Annotated in this window: 13 protein-coding genes and 3 pseudogenes; 13 read left to right on the forward strand and 3 right to left on the reverse strand. The window is 43.4% G+C overall.

Translation table 11 applies throughout. The features are described from left to right. Positions 1–72 precede the first annotated feature (72 nt). On the forward strand, positions 73–4,665 hold the full coding sequence (locus MHH48_RS13970) for a hypothetical protein (protein WP_076326614.1): 4,593 nt from the start codon (positions 73–75) through the stop codon (positions 4,663–4,665). 361 nt (positions 4,666–5,026) lie between these two features. On the opposite strand, the gene MHH48_RS13975 is transcribed toward MHH48_RS13970, so the two are convergent. Further along, positions 5,027–5,176, reverse strand: coding sequence for a hypothetical protein (locus MHH48_RS13975; RefSeq protein ID WP_179090754.1), 150 nt, complete (start codon positions 5,174–5,176; stop codon positions 5,027–5,029). 171 nt (positions 5,177–5,347) lie between these two features. Here MHH48_RS13975 and MHH48_RS13980 point away from each other — a divergent pair, with 171 nt between their 5' ends. The 5 genes and pseudogenes from MHH48_RS13980 to MHH48_RS14000 all read left to right on the forward strand — a co-directional run. Further along, positions 5,348–5,572 (forward strand): helix-turn-helix transcriptional regulator, encoded by a 225-nt coding sequence (locus tag MHH48_RS13980; RefSeq protein WP_179090755.1) that lies wholly within the window; start codon positions 5,348–5,350, stop codon positions 5,570–5,572. A gap of 185 nt (positions 5,573–5,757) precedes the next feature. Next, complete coding sequence (locus MHH48_RS13985) at positions 5,758–6,243, forward strand: DUF2199 domain-containing protein (RefSeq protein ID WP_340390676.1); 486 nt, start codon at positions 5,758–5,760, stop codon at positions 6,241–6,243. 443 nt (positions 6,244–6,686) lie between these two features. Then, positions 6,687–7,235 carry a hypothetical protein gene (locus MHH48_RS13990; protein WP_144023541.1) on the forward strand — a complete coding sequence of 183 codons (549 nt, stop codon included), beginning with the start codon at positions 6,687–6,689 and terminating at the stop codon, positions 7,233–7,235. Positions 7,236–7,487: 252 nt separating this feature from the next. After that, the gene (locus MHH48_RS13995) at positions 7,488–7,982 is read left to right on the forward strand and encodes a hypothetical protein (RefSeq protein WP_076326637.1); all 495 of its coding nucleotides are present in this window, start codon (positions 7,488–7,490) and stop codon (positions 7,980–7,982) included. A gap of 263 nt (positions 7,983–8,245) precedes the next feature. Beyond that, positions 8,246–8,834 (forward strand): annotated as a pseudogene (locus MHH48_RS14000) (IS256 family transposase); the annotation flags it as partial. A 5-nt stretch (positions 8,835–8,839) separates the two neighbouring features. On the opposite strand, the pseudogene MHH48_RS14005 reads toward MHH48_RS14000, so the two are convergent. After that, positions 8,840–8,956: pseudogene (locus MHH48_RS14005) on the reverse strand (transposase); the annotation flags it as partial. A gap of 153 nt (positions 8,957–9,109) precedes the next feature. On the opposite strand from MHH48_RS14005, the gene MHH48_RS14010 reads away from it, so the two are divergent. From MHH48_RS14010 to MHH48_RS14040, 7 genes are all read left to right on the forward strand, one after another. Continuing rightward, positions 9,110–10,234 (forward strand): GntR family transcriptional regulator, encoded by a 1,125-nt coding sequence (locus MHH48_RS14010; RefSeq protein ID WP_076326636.1) that lies wholly within the window; start codon positions 9,110–9,112, stop codon positions 10,232–10,234. 556 nt (positions 10,235–10,790) lie between these two features. Continuing rightward, the gene (locus tag MHH48_RS14015) at positions 10,791–12,092 is read left to right on the forward strand and encodes an ABC transporter substrate-binding protein (protein WP_076326635.1); all 1,302 of its coding nucleotides are present in this window, start codon (positions 10,791–10,793) and stop codon (positions 12,090–12,092) included. Positions 12,093–12,165: 73 nt separating this feature from the next. Beyond that, a complete protein-coding gene (locus tag MHH48_RS14020) occupies positions 12,166–13,101 on the forward strand; it encodes a sugar ABC transporter permease (RefSeq protein ID WP_213644858.1) in 936 nt (311 codons plus the stop codon). Between the two features lie 17 nt (positions 13,102–13,118). After that, positions 13,119–13,955: a carbohydrate ABC transporter permease gene (locus MHH48_RS14025; protein WP_076326400.1), complete on the forward strand. Its 837-nt coding sequence runs from the start codon at positions 13,119–13,121 to the stop codon at positions 13,953–13,955. 351 nt (positions 13,956–14,306) lie between these two features. Continuing rightward, entirely contained in the window at positions 14,307–14,468 is a 162-nt protein-coding gene (locus MHH48_RS14030) for a hypothetical protein (protein WP_179090757.1), read from the forward strand. A 263-nt stretch (positions 14,469–14,731) separates the two neighbouring features. Beyond that, positions 14,732–15,091: a hypothetical protein gene (locus MHH48_RS14035; RefSeq protein ID WP_144023547.1), complete on the forward strand. Its 360-nt coding sequence runs from the start codon at positions 14,732–14,734 to the stop codon at positions 15,089–15,091. Positions 15,092–15,267: 176 nt separating this feature from the next. Further along, positions 15,268–15,441 (forward strand): hypothetical protein, encoded by a 174-nt coding sequence (locus tag MHH48_RS14040; RefSeq protein WP_179090758.1) that lies wholly within the window; start codon positions 15,268–15,270, stop codon positions 15,439–15,441. Here MHH48_RS14040 and MHH48_RS14045 read toward each other — a convergent pair. Then, a pseudogene (locus MHH48_RS14045) lies at positions 15,397–15,519 on the reverse strand (IS3 family transposase); the annotation flags it as partial. The gene MHH48_RS14040 and the pseudogene MHH48_RS14045 sit on opposite strands and share 45 nt — an antisense overlap. Positions 15,520–15,625 lie beyond the last annotated feature (106 nt).

Raw genomic sequence — 15,625 nt, forward strand, 5'->3', positions numbered from 1 at the left:
TTGCGATCTTCGAACAAAGGAGGGCATTATTATTTTGAAAGCGTTATCAATTTAAGGGAGGCTGTGAGTTGTATGGTCAAAAGGAAGCTGTTTTTCTTCATCGTTTTCATGTTGACGATAGTAGTTCCTTTCAGCCTGATCGGAATAAGGGCCGCTTATGCGGAGACCTTACCTTATCAGACGATTATCATTGATGACGGGAGCATCACGATCAATGATGTTGTGACACCTGATGCGGGTAACGCCAATAACGGGTTCTCCGCTCCTTATTGGACCACAAGCGCAGGAGTGAAGGGATACAATAATTCCAGTTCAAAATATACGGATGCCGTAGGTAGAAGCATCACATGGAATCCACGCTTGGAAGCAGGGACGGCGAGAATATCGTTCTATAAGCTTGACTGGGCGGATAAAGCAGATAGTAATGTGAAGATTGAAATTGTTCATAACGGGATTACGGATGTTAAGTTTATGGATCTTAGACCTTCGTCGGGGCCATCGGTCGGATGGGTTGATTTGGGGGAGTATGAATTTAGTGGTAATGATTCTGAATTTGTCAGGCTGACTCGTACGCAACCTACGACGGGCACGATTATTACTCGGGCCGATGCAGTCAAGTTCGAAGGAAATATCAGGCAGCAAGCACCGCCGTTGCCCCCGCTGCGGAGCCGTACACTAGCGAATCTCAGTTACACGGAAAAGGGCAGCATCGAAAATGATAACTATAAGGCGACCTTCTATGAAGCAGCATGGGATGGAGGCAAATCCATCGTTCGTGACATGTTCTACAGGAACACGGACACAGGAAACTGGATGCCAATAAATAATGTGTCGGAAAGACTTGAGGAGCAATGGGTTTTATTGGATGGGAATGCAGGGAGCCGAACCAATTACTACGATACGATGAACAAACGCTGGATTACATTCGACGGGATCACTTTTCCCGACAGCCGCACGGCGGTATTAACCGATTCTATGAATGGAAGTGATTACGATTTTGAAGTGAACTGGTCCATGGCAGGGGATAAACCTGATGTTTCCTTCGCCTTTACGCCTCGCCGCGATGGCAATTATGTGATTGGATATCAGTCCTTCACAACAGAGGTAGTCTCTGGCATCAATGAAGTGTTAAATGGATTCAGGTCGCATGCAAAAATGGTAGGTACGGTAGAATCAACAAGCTTGAGGGAACTGAGCGCTCCAATGAGTCTGGTTGAGAAGAATGACAGTTCGGGGAATCCATTGACGTATGGAGTATTTGTACCTTCGCAAGAGCTTCCGGTTGAGTTTGAACCGACGGGAGGCGTTACGAAACAACGGCTTGGCATGAGCCTAGTCAACAATGAAGGCAACGTGCAGCCCATCCTGTATGCTCCTCAATTAGGGACTTATTCGCAAATGACCGCAGAAAACACCTATCAATTTCATATGGGGTTAATCGCTCAAAAAAGCAATCTTTATGAGTCCTATGCGGATATTCTTCGCAACGAGTACGGTTATTCGGCATACCGGGAAAATGTCTCAGACCAGTCGCTTACTGACGCGATGTTCAATATGATCGATCTACTTAAGATTGACCCGCAAGGGGACGACTCTGTTCAGTATGTCCCGTCACCCAGCGGGTGGTGGAGCCGTGCCAAGGGCTTTATTGATATCGAGAACGAGGATAGTGTTCGAACAAGCTCGAATGCGGTTCTTCTGGGGGCTTATTATTTGACCGGGGATGACCAGCTTTACGATACGAGAGCATTGCCCTCCGTCCAGTATGGCGTATCGCGAAATGGTATAGGTTGGTCGCCAACGCAGAAGAAAGTATACGGCGTGCCTTCGTTATGGAAAATGGCCACCCTGCCATTCGATGTTTCAAGCGTCGCCGCTGTTAATCAGATGATGGGCACTTCGGCAGGAATTGGGGCGCTGGCACAGGAAGAGTACCTCGTGCGTGATCCTGACCAGAAAGACCGCGGTCCTGTCATTCAGCCCCTGATGATGTATCGTATGACAGGAGATGCGCAGTATTTGCAGGCTGCCAAGGATGCAGCCGACAGCTATATCATGCAACATATCGATACGCCTGCATCCGTGAATGTGAGTAAAAATGAGTTCATATATTATTATAGCAAGCTGTGGATGGAGATCTTGGAGCTTTACGAGGAAACTCAGGATCCCAAATACTTGAATGCTGCATATAAGGAAGCCAAACGTTATGCAACCATGTTCGTTGCTCGTCCGGTTCCTGAAGGTACCGTTACAATTCCGCAGCCCGAGACGTATAATTACGCGGAATCGTTCCATTGGCCAGAAAGCGGTAAATACCAGTATCCTAGAACCAAGCTCCCAGAAGATATAGCCGGAGGCGTACAAGCGGATCGTTGGCTTGTTTCACCGAGCGGATTGACGTTTGAGGCGGGAAGTACAACCGGCTATTATCGGATGAATGCCCAGGAAGCCCCATTCATGCTGAGGTTGTCGCTCTATACAGGGGATAAACTGCTGCAGGACATTGCTCATAATGCGATTATTGGTCGATATTCCAGTTATCCAGGTTATTACTATAAAGGCTTCGCCGTTAGCCAACTTGAACCGGACTTTCCTCTAGAAGGCCCAAGCGGGGCTACATCCATCTATTATCACCATATCCCGGGGCAGCTCGGGCAAACCATGGATTATTTGATCAGCGAGCAATCATTGAAGTCGAATGGGAGTATTTCATTTCCTTCGGTATTCGAAACAAATTTTTTATGGTTCAAATATCACCTCTATGGGAATAAACCGGGCCAATTTTATGGTAATTCGGACGTTTGGCTCTGGATGCCCAAGGGGATTATTAAGACTAATCATCCTCAATTGAACTGGATAACGGGTGAGAGCGGGGATAAATTCTACATCGGGCTGAGCAACGTATCGTCAGATGAAGTTCAGACTCCGATCGAATTGAATAAACAAATCATTGGATTCAACCCGGCACAAGATTATACCGTAACGATCATCCGCGATAATGGCACACCAGAACAAGCGGTTATGAGTGGCGGAATCATTCAAGCCACGGTTTCAAGCAAGGGAATAACTGCTATCATTGTAGAAGGACTCAACATTGATGTGCCGCTGCACCAGGTCAGAACTGCTGATACATCGGATGCAAGCTATTTCTTCGATATTCACAGTCCAATCGATGCAGTTAAAGGTATGCTGATCGTCAAGCCTGACGAAACGGTTTATGATGCTTATGTGCAGGCCAAAACGACGAAACCAGCGACAATTCATTATTCCTTGGATGGCGGGGCTACGTATACAACCATCCCAGATACGATATATCCGATGGAATGGTCGATACGGGTGAACGATTTATCTCAAACCTTCACGTATTATGTGGAATCGGAAGGGAAACAGACCCGCAAGCGGACACTTTATCTGCCTGATCAGGTAACGGAAACTCCAGTCCAACCCGATGATGGGCAGGATGGTTCATCTATCATTGTGGATAATACGGAGGCGGAGGCAGAAGGCGTCTGGATAAGGGATACGACGGCTAACGACTATTACTATGAGAACTATGTGTATGCCAAATCGACGGCCGGCACAGCGACAAGCAAAATGAGATGGCGGCCTGATCTTCCAGAAAGTGTCACTTACAGTGTGTATTACAAGCTTCCGCAAATAACCGCTGCGAGTGAAAACTGGGCAACGAATGCCTCATTTACCGTTTATTATAGCGGGGGCTCCGAGACGGTTACCGTTGATGAGACAACGGCGAATGGAACTTGGGTGCACCTAGGTGATTATCCTTTTGCTGCAGGCGATAGCGGGTACGTGGAATTAACCAATAAGGCCAACAAGTCAAGGGTAGTTGCGGATGCGATCATGTGGGTGGACCCGAACAGGATACCGCAATTGGAGTCTGCGGTGATCCTGTCCGATCGGAACGAGCTGCAGATGACTCAAACCGCACAACTGAGTGTAACCGGTTATTTGGATAACGGTTTGATCGGTGATCTGACACAGGCCACTGTGCAGTATTTCGTGGATCGTACGGATCTGGCTGAAGTGGATAGCAGCGGTCGGTTGACCCTTCTAAATCTCGATGGGGAAACGGATCAGATTGAGGTATGGGCCACCGTAACGATTGACGGAGTGTCCTTGACAACGCCGCCATTGACCATAACGATCAAGGACCTAACGGTTATCGTCGACAGTACAGATACAACGGGGTTATACACGACAGAAGGGTCTTGGAGCCAAAGCAATTTAGCCGGATACAAAATTGGGGTTAAGTCCCGTTACACTACAGTTCGAGGATCATCAGCAACGTGGAAAGGCCAGTTTCCAGAGGGGAAATATACGGTCTCCATCTACAAGCTCGTCCATACGACGGCAAACGATAATCATGTCAAAGTGGAAGTGAAACATCAGACGGGTACCGAGGTGACGTATATCGATGCAACGGTCGGCTCATCGGGTTGGGTTAATCTAGGAACGTTCGACTTTACGGGAGACGGTAGCGAGTATGTTCGTTTAACCAGGGAGACTCCAACAACGGTAGATCCGCCAACGCTTCCTGCCGATATGATCTATACGAGGGCTGATGCAGTCAAGTTCGAACGGCATTCCGTTAGTCCGGAGCTGCTTGCAAATGAGTCGCCAGGTAAACCAACACTTTCCGAATAATAGCGGTGTTGAGATGAATCCCGGCAAACCTGTGTTGTCCAGCGACAAATGGGATCTTGGTGGGAACTATACCAAGTGCTCTATCGGCCATTACACAAATTTCTGGGAGATCTCCTGGCATTTATTAATATCGCAGTGAGTATATGAATGGAAGTAGAACAACGGTACGTGATGTTATACAAATTATTGTAAAATAACCCTAAGCGCTGAGTGGATGAGAACGATCCATTCGGCTTCTTTATTTCTTGGAATTTAGTATTGAACTATGCAAAATGCTTGTAAAACGATGATGTAAGAAGACAGCGCATTTTTGGAACAAATGCCGGAGCATCCGACCGTGTTTAATCTAATCTTTCAAGGCTCACAACTGGGTGATATTTACACTGAAATATTGATCTGTTTCTGAAGAAAGTTGATTGTATTCGGTATGATGCTCTAAGAGTTCAGTGTAGAGTAATTCCAAACGTATCCTTATGAGTGGTTCTGCTAATGAATCTAATGTATTAACCATATGTCAGCCTCCTATTTAACTCTACAGAGCTATTATATAACTCTACAGATCTATTGTATAACTCTATAAGATTAATCACAAGGTGAATATTTGGCTTTATAGAGTTAAATATTCGCTTTTTGTTGATGATTGCTGGTATGGGAGATAAGATAGAGTTATGGAGGGGAAAAAATGAACATTATCAAGTGTAATATAAGAGAACTTATGGCAGAACATCGAATAGATGATATAACCGAATTAATGGCGAAATCAGGATTAAGTCGGAATTCAATTAACAAGTTATACAGGGAAACCAATATAGAAACAACAAAATTGGAAACCCTATTCAAGCTATGCGATACATTTAACTGCAAATTATCTGATCTGATTGATTATGTACCTGGAGAAGATGCGTAGTGAAGGTCGATTCATGAAGAGATTCCGTCGTATAACATAATATTCAAGCAGCGGCTCCTAGCGGAGCCTTGGTCTGCTGGATGGATTACGGGGAAGCAGATTCAGCAGACACATCCGACTTCGTCGGAAGTCGTGAATACGAGAACGTTATAAGAAATCGGTGAAAATGATAAGGAGCAGAAAACATGAAATGCCCTCACTGTAACAACGAATTAAATGAACTTCCTTTATGTTACGGAATTGAAGCACCATATTATTTTTACACTGTACCAGAGGAGAAAAGAACAGAATTAATTAGAGATTTTTGTGTAATTGATGAACAACATTTTTTTATTAGAGGACATATTGAAATACCAATAATTGATAATAAAGAGAAATTTATATGGAGTGTTTGGGTTACTCTTAGTGAAGAAAACTTTTTGAAATCTAATGAATTATTGCACGTTGAAGGAAGAGAGAATGAAAAACCTTATTTTGGATGGCTATCGACTGAACTTTCAATATATCCATTAACTACATTATCGTTAAAGACAATGGTACATACGCAAGAAGTTGGTGCTGTTCCGTTAATAGAATTAGAACAAACGAATCATCCACTTGCGGTTGAACAAAGAGAAGGAATTACAATGGAGAGAGTTAAAGAAATTGCTCATTTAATAAATCATAGTTAGTAATAAGAAGAATTTGAAAGTATAGTCGAAGAAGCCGCCAACATCTTATAACAAAGTATTCACGCTGTGGTCGCTCCGCTCCCTTGGTTTGTCCGAGGCATTTCGAGGAGAGGGTCAGGCAGACAATCTCTGCGAACCTAACCGCGTCGCGGCCGGGACTCTGTCCCTTAAGGTTCTCGGCTTCGTGAATACAAGAACGTTATAAGAAATCCCCGCAAACCATACAAAAACTCAATATCTGAAGGGAGAAAGAAAAATTAAAAAATATCTTTTAATTCATTTAATTCTTCTCTTTCTAGTTGGATGTAGTGAAGAAGTAGTCAAAACAGAAAATAAGGAAAATGGAGAAACAATTGATTCTGAACAATTGGTTGAAGTAAGCAAAACAATCGAATTCATTAATGAAGACCATGATATTCATATTACTGGAAAATTATCTGAACATGGTGATAAGATTTCAGATTTTATTTATTAGGAATAATGAGGGTGAAGTCGGACCCTTTCAATGGAATCAAAGTTCTTTGAGAGATCCAATAATTTACTATGAGGATATTAATCAAGATAATCAAAATGAGATTGTCTTTATCAACATTTTTGATCATGGAACTGGAATTATTCTTTCGGAAGCGCATGTAATAGCAATCAATTCGACCGAAGTCATCGTTGAACCTATACAAGAAATCATCAAAGAGAACATAAGATTTTCAGGAAAACAAGTATATCTAGAGGATAGATTGATATATGAAACATCAAAGTATGGTGACTTAAAGGCATATTATGACGACTGGATAAATTATAAGGTGGTCAATGGGAAATTAATTGGCGGCGTGAGAATTGGAGATGGAAGAACAGAGCAGTATGCTGGTTATTTAGAGGTAGAGTATGCTTTTTATGAAGGGAAATATGTTGTAAAAGAAATTAGACATATTGAAGACGACGAGATGCAAACTGAAGGATTACCTTTGCCATTGACTATACGAAAGAAATATTGAGTAACGCTTCGAAAGCGGGGACATCTTATAACACAATATTCACGCATCGGGCATTCGCCCTCGGCCCGGCACGAAGTTAGAAGTGGAATCAGAGAGGCATTTCAGTAGCAGAGAAGCGGATTCAGCCGGACACACCCGCACCACCTAACCGCATTGCGGCCGTCCCTTACGGGACTTAAGGTGGTGGGGCGTCTTGAACACAATAACGTTATAGGAAATTCCTGCAAAGCCTAAAAATGAAAGGAGAATTCAATGAAGGTAAAACTCGACCCAGTAGATATTGAGAGCAAGTCTTTAAGTTGGCTATGTATAAAGCCAATGTTGTTAGCTGTTCGGGGGAAGGACATCTCAGCCAAGTCCGAAATGTATAACCAATTAAACGAAGGACAAAAGGGACTCTACTTATTTTATTCTTTTCATAACCACACTAAGACTTTAGAGGAGTTTTATTGGTTTTCTGCTTACTACATAAATGAACTGAAATCTTGGAATGGAATAAAAAAAGGATTGAATTATTTTAAAGATGTTACTCTGCCCAATTTATTAGACGATATAGAGATACTCATTATAGAACGAAATAAACTGAAAAAAACAGTGAGTCCAACAGATTTAGAAAATGACAAAGAGTTAATGAATGATGTGAAAAATCTGTATGAACAATACATTAAATACTCAGAAACTTCAATAAATAGAATGAACGACTGGATTAAAGCGAATAGAACAGAATTCATTGAAACTGATTTGTGAGTATTTCAGGATGGCAGGAACCTCACCTAACATTATATTCACGCATCGGGCATACGCCCTCGATCCGGCAGAGGGATTTCGGAGAAGCAGGGGCAGCAATCAGGAGAGCCCCATCAATTTGATGCTTTTTATGAATTTGATGTAGTCGGAACCAAGCATAGAGTTGCTATTGAATGTAAGAACGAGTTTGTAAAATAAATTGTGTAAACTCCCAAATCTATTAAAATGGAAGTGATAGAAAGGTTGGGGAGAAGGAGAATAAGCTGGTCACGGCTCAAGATGCGCAAAATGCCTTGAAAGAGCTGTTTGCCGAAACATTGCAGGAGATGTTGGAAGCCGAATTAGACACGCATTTGGGCTATGAGAAGCATGAGGTCAAGGCCAAGATGACACCGCATAGTCGTAATGGCAAAAGCTAGAACCGTGGTCACAGAGTACGGGGAGCAAGAAATCACGGTTCCACGGGATCGACTGGGAGAGTTTGAACCGTTCGTTGTCCAGAAGCATCAAAAGAACGTAACCGGCATCGAGGATCAGATTATCGCTTTGTATGCCAAGGGTGTGAGTACCCGCGAGATCCAGGATCATCTGCAGAACCTGTACGGGATCGAAGTGTCACCTACCCTTATCTCCAATGTCACCAACAAAATCTTGCCACTCATTAAAGAATGGCAGAATCGGCCACTGCAGGGCGTATATGCCGTCGTTTATATGGATGCTATTCACTTTAAAGTGAAGCAGGATGGGGCCATTGTGAATAAAGCCGCCTACATGGTCATTGGCATTGATTTGGATGGGAACAAAGATGTGCTGGGCATGTGGATCGGCGAAAACGAATCTTGCAAGTTCTACTGTATGCAGAGGTCTGACACCGTAGACTTGGAAAACTCCATGCCACAGAGTTCGTCGTTAATCTGAGTAACTTTGCGAGTGGAGACCCCGTTGATAACCATCTCCATAAGGGAGATGGTTAAGTCCCCATGATAACGAGATCTTTTCCGTTTGATTAAGACAGTGTTATTTCCACGTTATTCTCATGAAAGATGATATTATCGATGATTAAGTTTGCGAATTAATTCTCGTGTAATATACTTAGTATATTAATATTATGATGTCAGGGTGGTTTTGTGGAATTGCATTTATACGAGCAGATATATATCTATATTGTACAAGAGATTAAAGAAGGCCGATTAAAAGAAGGAGATCGAGTCTCTTCTGAAAAAGAGTTGGCTGAAAAATTTGGCGTCAGTCGTATTACATCTAAAAAGGCTCTGGAGAAATTGGCGGATTCTGGGGTTATCAAACGAATACAAGGAAAAGGCTCTTATGTGGCCGATGGTATAATTGGAGGACAAGAACCGAAGCACTATTCAGAGGTAAGAACGACCTTGGTTTCTGAGGATGATAAGCGGTTGATCGGGTTTATTATACCGAATTTTTCTGACGAGTTCGGCCTACAACTTCTTAGATCGATGGAAAAACGGAGTGCTGAGCACAATTATCAACTCATTATCAAGCGAACTTGCGGGGATCGGGATGAGGAAAAACGCGCGATCGACTTATTTATTCGTTTAGGCATCAAAGGATTAATCGTGACCCCCATTCATGGTCAACACTATAATTCGGAGCTGCTTCGCCTTGTATTGGATCGGTTTCCAATTGTTTTGGTCGATAGATATCTAAAAGGAATTCCGGTTTGTTCGGTTTACACAGACAATAAGAAAGCAGCCATGGATCTTACGCGCCATCTGATTAACAAAGGCCATAAAAAAATTGCCTTTTTATCTCCGCCGGAAGAGAACACTTCAACATTGGAGGAAAGGCTGCTCGGATATACGTTTGCCTTCACCCAAGAAGGAATGAACTTGAACAAAGATTATTTATTGACGAACTTGAAGGGCACCCTTCCCATGAACATAAACGGAACAGCGATTGAAAGTGATAAAGAAACAGTAAAGCATTTTTTGAAACAACACCCTGATGTAAAGGCGTTTGTCGCGTCGGAATTTCTAATAGCTACCATGCTGGCTCAGGTCATCAACTCGATGGGGAAATCTCTGGAGGAATTCGAGATTGTTTGTTTCGACTCCTTGAACGATCACCTGGGTCAACCCATCTTCACTCATATTGAGCAGGATGAGAAGCAGATGGGTGAATTAGCCGTGGATATGCTAATCTCTCAGTTGCATGGAACAGCAGTTCCCGAGCTGAACATCATTGAACATCGTATGATCGTGAAAAATAACGGATAGGGTAATAGAACTGCAATTCAACAAAAGCAAGGATATCGCTTGTTCAATGTGCCGAGAAGTCCCCGGGGGCTTTTCGGCACTTTTTTAAGTTATCAATAAACTTCGAAGCATGGACCTTCCTGATATCGCAAGAAAAACTTCCGCTATATGCGGTCTGTCTTCTGAGAAAATACGTCGATAGACGTTTTTCTTATGGTAAAGCTTGTTCCACATCAGGGAATTGGTTAGGAGATCGGAGATTAACGAACCTCGAAAAGTCGATTTATATCTAATTATAGCCATGCATCATGAATTTTCATGTCGTAATATTGCAATTGACACATCACATGATGTCATATTAACATACTTAGTATAACCAGTAGATTCCTTATAACAAATTCACTTCGTTCCTCATTTTCTGTTTTTAATAGTACATATCACCAATCATGTTAACGCTTACATATATCTAAATTTGACTATGTTTCTATTATGTACATGTAAATGTGAATCAGAAAAATGAAGTGAGTATTATAGGAATTCAAGGTAAACTAATTAATTTAACTAAGGGGGACTTTGAATGAGGAGATCCAAAAAATTCGCATTTCCAATTCTTGTTTACTTTCTGGCTATGTTATTACTTGTAACCGCTTGCTCAACGAAGGGAGGCTCAAGCGATCAGGCGGGAGAGGGGATTACAACGGTTACGATGTGGCATGGTCTTACCTCAATTGATTTAGATAATATGAATAAAGTCGTGAAGGCATTTGAGGAGAAAAACCCTACCATCAAAATGAAATTGGTTTATACAGAATCCAGCGAGGGATCCGATCAGAAGCTGCTAACTGCAGTCGCAGGCGGCAATCCTCCTGACGTTGCACTTTTCGACCGGTTTAAGGTCGGTACTTGGGCTGCGCAAGGTTCTCTGACTGACTTATCCTCGATGGCAGCAGAATCCGGAATTCGTAAGGAAATGTATTATCCATTTGCTTGGGAGGAGTCCAGTTATCAAGGAAAGCTTTATGCAATGCCGATGGATACGGACTCTCGCCTGCTATTTTACAATAAGGATCATTTCAAAGAAGTAGGGCTGGATCCCAACAAACCACCACAAACGATCGCCGAGCTTGAAGCGGCCGCCGAAAAGTTAACCATCAAGGAAGGTAAACGTTTCAAACGGATCGGGTTCATCCCATGGTATTCGCAAGGCTGGCTGTATACTTGGGGATGGGCATTTGGAGGAGAATTCCAGGATGCTGGCACCGGCAAAATTACTGCAAATGATCCTAAAGTAGTTGAAGCGCTACAATGGATGACCGACTTCGGCAAAAAATACAATGTCGAGGATATTGCCGGATTCACAAGCGCAGCTGGCTCGGAGGAAATGGATCCGTTCATTTCCGGTCAAATCAGCATGAAGATAAGTGGAAACTTCACGGTGAAGGGTATCGAAAAATTTAAGCCGGATTTAAATTACGGTGTTGCACCAATACCGACCCCAACAGGTACTAATTTTACGACATGGTCGGGAGGAGGGTCCGCTATTATCCCTAAAGGCGCCAAGAACGTCGCTGCTGCTTGGAAATTCCTCGAATTCTTAGGGAAAGAAGAGGGGCAAACGTTATTAAACGCTGACTCTCAAATTTCGATTATCGATTCGGTTAACGACAAATACGGTTACAAGGACGATCCGATTATGAAAGAATTTATCAATATTTTACCCAATTCACATAACCGCCCAGTTATTCCTGAAGGACAACTGCTGTGGAATGAGTTAGCTTCCGCAACGGAAAAGGCTACCCGCGGTAACGGTACTCCGAAAGAGAACCTGGATAGAGTAACAGAGACTGTTAATAAGGCTTTAGAAAAATACGACAAATAGGGTGCTCGGTAGGCAGGGAGCGAACCTTTCTCTCCTTGCCTATTAATGAATGACAATTGGAAGGAGAATGCACATGGCGAAACTGGCCGATTCAGTTCAAGTAAACGCAATTCCATCGGCAAGGAAACGAGCACTCCGCAGAACTAACGTGATTGGGTGGCTGTTTGCTTCACCTTGGGCTATAGGGCTGCTATGCTTTTATGCAATTCCGATGCTAATGTCCATCTACTTCAGCTTCACTACTTACAGCATTCTGCAGCCTGGTGAATTTGTCGGAATGAATAATTATAGAGATCTTTTCCATGATCCTTTGTTTTGGAAATCCATATACAACACGATTTATTTTACCGTATTTTTTGTTCCATTAAGTATATTTATTGGTGTGGCACTCGCTATGATGCTGAATATGAAGGTCAAAGGGATGGCTGTATTCAGAACGATCTTTTTCCTACCTACACTTGTGCCACAAGTGGCTTTGGCTGTTCTGTGGATGTGGTTGTTACATCCAAACTTCGGATTGGTAAATGGGATGTTAGCGCATTTCGGTATCGATGGGCCTCCTTGGCTTGGTGGTGAAGCTTGGTCCAAGCCTTCACTCATCTTGATGTCGCTTTGGGGTATTGGGCAAGCCGTCGTCATCTACCTTGCTGGATTAGGAGACATCCCTGATGAGTACTATGAAGCGGCGCAAATCGATGGAGCTAACTGGTTTCAGAAAACGAGAAAGGTAACCCTGCCTTTGCTCACTCCCGTTATTTTCTACAACCTGGTCATGGGAATGATCGGTGCATTCCAACAGTTCACTCTTCCCTATACGTTGACCAAAGGGCAAGGAACTCCTGCAAATTCCATGACTTTTTACGTCATGTATTTATATGAGAACGGATTCAGGTATTTCAAAATGGGTTATGCCTCCGCAATGGCCTGGATCTTATTTATTATAGTTATGGTATTAACCGGAATTATTTTTATTACGTCTAAACGCTGGGTTCATTATCAAGGGAAATAAGGAGGAGGAAGTAAGGGATGAATCCTATCGCTATCAAAAGAATCAATCGTGCGTTAGCCTATTTATGTCTAATTGTTGCTTCTGCATTTTTCATTATTCCGTTCATTTGGCTGCTTTCGACTTCTCTTAAACCACTCACACAAGTCTTTACATTCCCACCAGAGTGGATTCCGCATCCAATTCTGTGGAGTAATTATTCCCGTGCCGTTGAGTATATCCCTTTCTGGACATATCTGAAAAACACGGCGATTATAACAATCGTTAGTACGCTTGGTGTGATCATATCCTGTCCCTTGGTTGCATATAGTTTTGCCAAGTTAGAGTACCGTGGGAGAGGCATACTTTTCTTTGTTACCCTCGCTGTTATGATGATTCCCGGACAGGTGACGATGATTCCTCTATTCCTGTTGTTTACTAAATTAGGTTGGGTAGGAACATCTCTTCCACTGATTGTACCCCAATTTTTTGGAGTGCCAATTTACATTTTTCTATTGAGACAGTTTTTCATGGGACTGCCTGATGCCCTGCGCGAAGCGGCCCGCTTAGACGGCGCTAGTGAGTTCCGCATATATTTACAGATCATGTTTCCACTAGCCAAATCCGCCGTTTTAGCCGTGGCATTGTTTCAATTTATGGGGAGCTGGACTGATTTCATGGGCCCCTTGCTCTATTTAACCAATGAACCATCTTACACGGTTTCGCTTGGATTGCAGCAATTTCAGAGTCAAAAGGGATCCGAATGGGGTCTATTAATGGCCGTATCCACCTTGATGACATTACCTATTATTGTATTGTTCTTTTTTCTTCAAAAGACGTTTATTAGCGGCATTACATTTAGCGGTATAAAAGGTTGAACATCATTTGTATGAATTAAGCTCCAGCGATGCGGAACCCCAGGGATGTTAGGACGGACCAAAGGCAGAAATGGGAGGCTGAATTTGATTAAACGCAAGGGTGTGCATTCCGTGAATGTGCATCTTTTTTTGTTACGTCCCGGTATGGGTCATTGGTATAAGAATAGGAGTTTAACGTCCCTTATTCACGATGGCCGGAAGTTAGATTGATTACTTCTGGCCTATGCTTTTTTTTAGGAAAATACGGCTCAAGCCAGACCCTCCATTTAAAACTTGCGATATAATTAAAAAATAGGTATGAATAACTCGAAAACTAGCGTATACACATGGTTGACGCAGCAGTGAACCATCATGGACGAAAGAATGGAAAAGGAATGGAAGGGAATCATGAACGCTGTAAAAACGAAAACCGGAGCCGGGCTGCTTTTGTTTTTGCCTTGCTGTTGGCGGGGATTCAAGCAGGTCCACGCGGATGCAAATGGACCCATTAAGGTGGCCGTGGATGCGAAATAGGTGTCCCTGTCGGTCGATCCGGTGCTTGACGGCGGAACCACGCTGGTGTAAATGCGTTTAAATCGATGGGCATCTTCCTGAAATGGGACCAAAAAACCAGACGATTACGGGGTAAAAGGCCTCCATGTCATTCACCTTAAAGGTGGACAGCTCGAAAGCGGTTCTGAACGGGAAATAAATTAAGCTGGATAAGCCGGCCCGGACCATTCATGGCAATACGCTGGTGAAGGACCCGCCAGGAATGGGGCAAACGGGAAGCGGCGATGAAGAAACGGCTCCGGCTGCGCCGGTTCATCTCGATAAGCTTCAGGGAATGTATGTCGGATTGCGGCTCGATCCGAGCGGACGAATGCGGTGGAGCATGCTGGGATTACTACACCTTCCTTCCCGGACAAAAAAACGTTGTCAGTGAGCCTGTCTCCGGCGGACCCGAAACGATCTATTGCGGAAAACAAGCTTGCAGCACATACAGCATAAAAAATAATCGTTTAACATTAAATAACGGCAAATCCTATTCTATTCGGGTGTCGGCCAAAAGGAAATCTGTTCATCGAGGATATACAGCTAACGCCAATTACGCCCGTCGCGGGGAATCTCAAGCTCAGCGGCAGCTACGTGTATAGGGGATATTCCGGAATGATCGGCATAGATTCGTTCTCCTCGGCTTGGGAGGAATGGATTATGTTCCAAACCGATGGCACATTCAAAAGTGATAATCTCACCATAGGGACGCTGGGGGGGTCAGGAACGACGAACTCTAGGCTGCGCGGGAACATACAGCATTTGCGGAAATACGATCATGCTCAAATTTGCGGACGGCAAAACGGAGCGGTTCGTGATCTTCATCCATCCGGGGAAGGATGGAAATCCGAATTCGCAGGATATCCAAATTGGCGACCGCTATTTTTATGTGGATAACGATGGACAGGTTTCGTTCCGAAAGATGCCAAGCTACAATCTCGTTATTGTATAAATCCTGAATGACAGACAGGTACATAAATTGTATAAATTGTTCTACAGCACGAATATAGGTAATATCTGTGACCAGTTTAGTTCGAGGCGTATCTCTCCTGCACTGTGTACATCGTCTTGCTTGAAGCGTTCGATAACGTCCATGACCCCAGCAACGTCAGGCTGAACCGCGAAAGCGGCGGACT

This window comes from Paenibacillus sp. FSL F4-0100 (assembly GCF_037993005.1).
Taxonomy (GTDB): Bacteria; Bacillota; Bacilli; order Paenibacillales; family Paenibacillaceae; genus Paenibacillus_AQ.

Coding starts and splice junctions, on each gene's coding strand:
- MHH48_RS13970 (WP_076326614.1), top strand. CDS start 73: ATGGTCAAAAGGAAGCTGTTTTTCTTCATCGTTTTCATGTTGACGATA.
- MHH48_RS13975 (WP_179090754.1), bottom strand. CDS start 5,176: ATGGTTAATACATTAGATTCATTAGCAGAACCACTCATAAGGATACGT.
- MHH48_RS13980 (WP_179090755.1), top strand. CDS start 5,348: ATGAACATTATCAAGTGTAATATAAGAGAACTTATGGCAGAACATCGA.
- MHH48_RS13985 (WP_340390676.1), top strand. CDS start 5,758: ATGAAATGCCCTCACTGTAACAACGAATTAAATGAACTTCCTTTATGT.
- MHH48_RS13990 (WP_144023541.1), top strand. CDS start 6,687: ATGGTGATAAGATTTCAGATTTTATTTATTAGGAATAATGAGGGTGAA.
- MHH48_RS13995 (WP_076326637.1), top strand. CDS start 7,488: ATGAAGGTAAAACTCGACCCAGTAGATATTGAGAGCAAGTCTTTAAGT.
- MHH48_RS14015 (WP_076326635.1), top strand. CDS start 10,791: ATGAGGAGATCCAAAAAATTCGCATTTCCAATTCTTGTTTACTTTCTG.
- MHH48_RS14020 (WP_213644858.1), top strand. CDS start 12,166: ATGGCGAAACTGGCCGATTCAGTTCAAGTAAACGCAATTCCATCGGCA.
- MHH48_RS14025 (WP_076326400.1), top strand. CDS start 13,119: ATGAATCCTATCGCTATCAAAAGAATCAATCGTGCGTTAGCCTATTTA.
- MHH48_RS14030 (WP_179090757.1), top strand. CDS start 14,307: ATGGACGAAAGAATGGAAAAGGAATGGAAGGGAATCATGAACGCTGTA.
- MHH48_RS14035 (WP_144023547.1), top strand. CDS start 14,732: ATGAAGAAACGGCTCCGGCTGCGCCGGTTCATCTCGATAAGCTTCAGG.
- MHH48_RS14040 (WP_179090758.1), top strand. CDS start 15,268: ATGCTCAAATTTGCGGACGGCAAAACGGAGCGGTTCGTGATCTTCATC.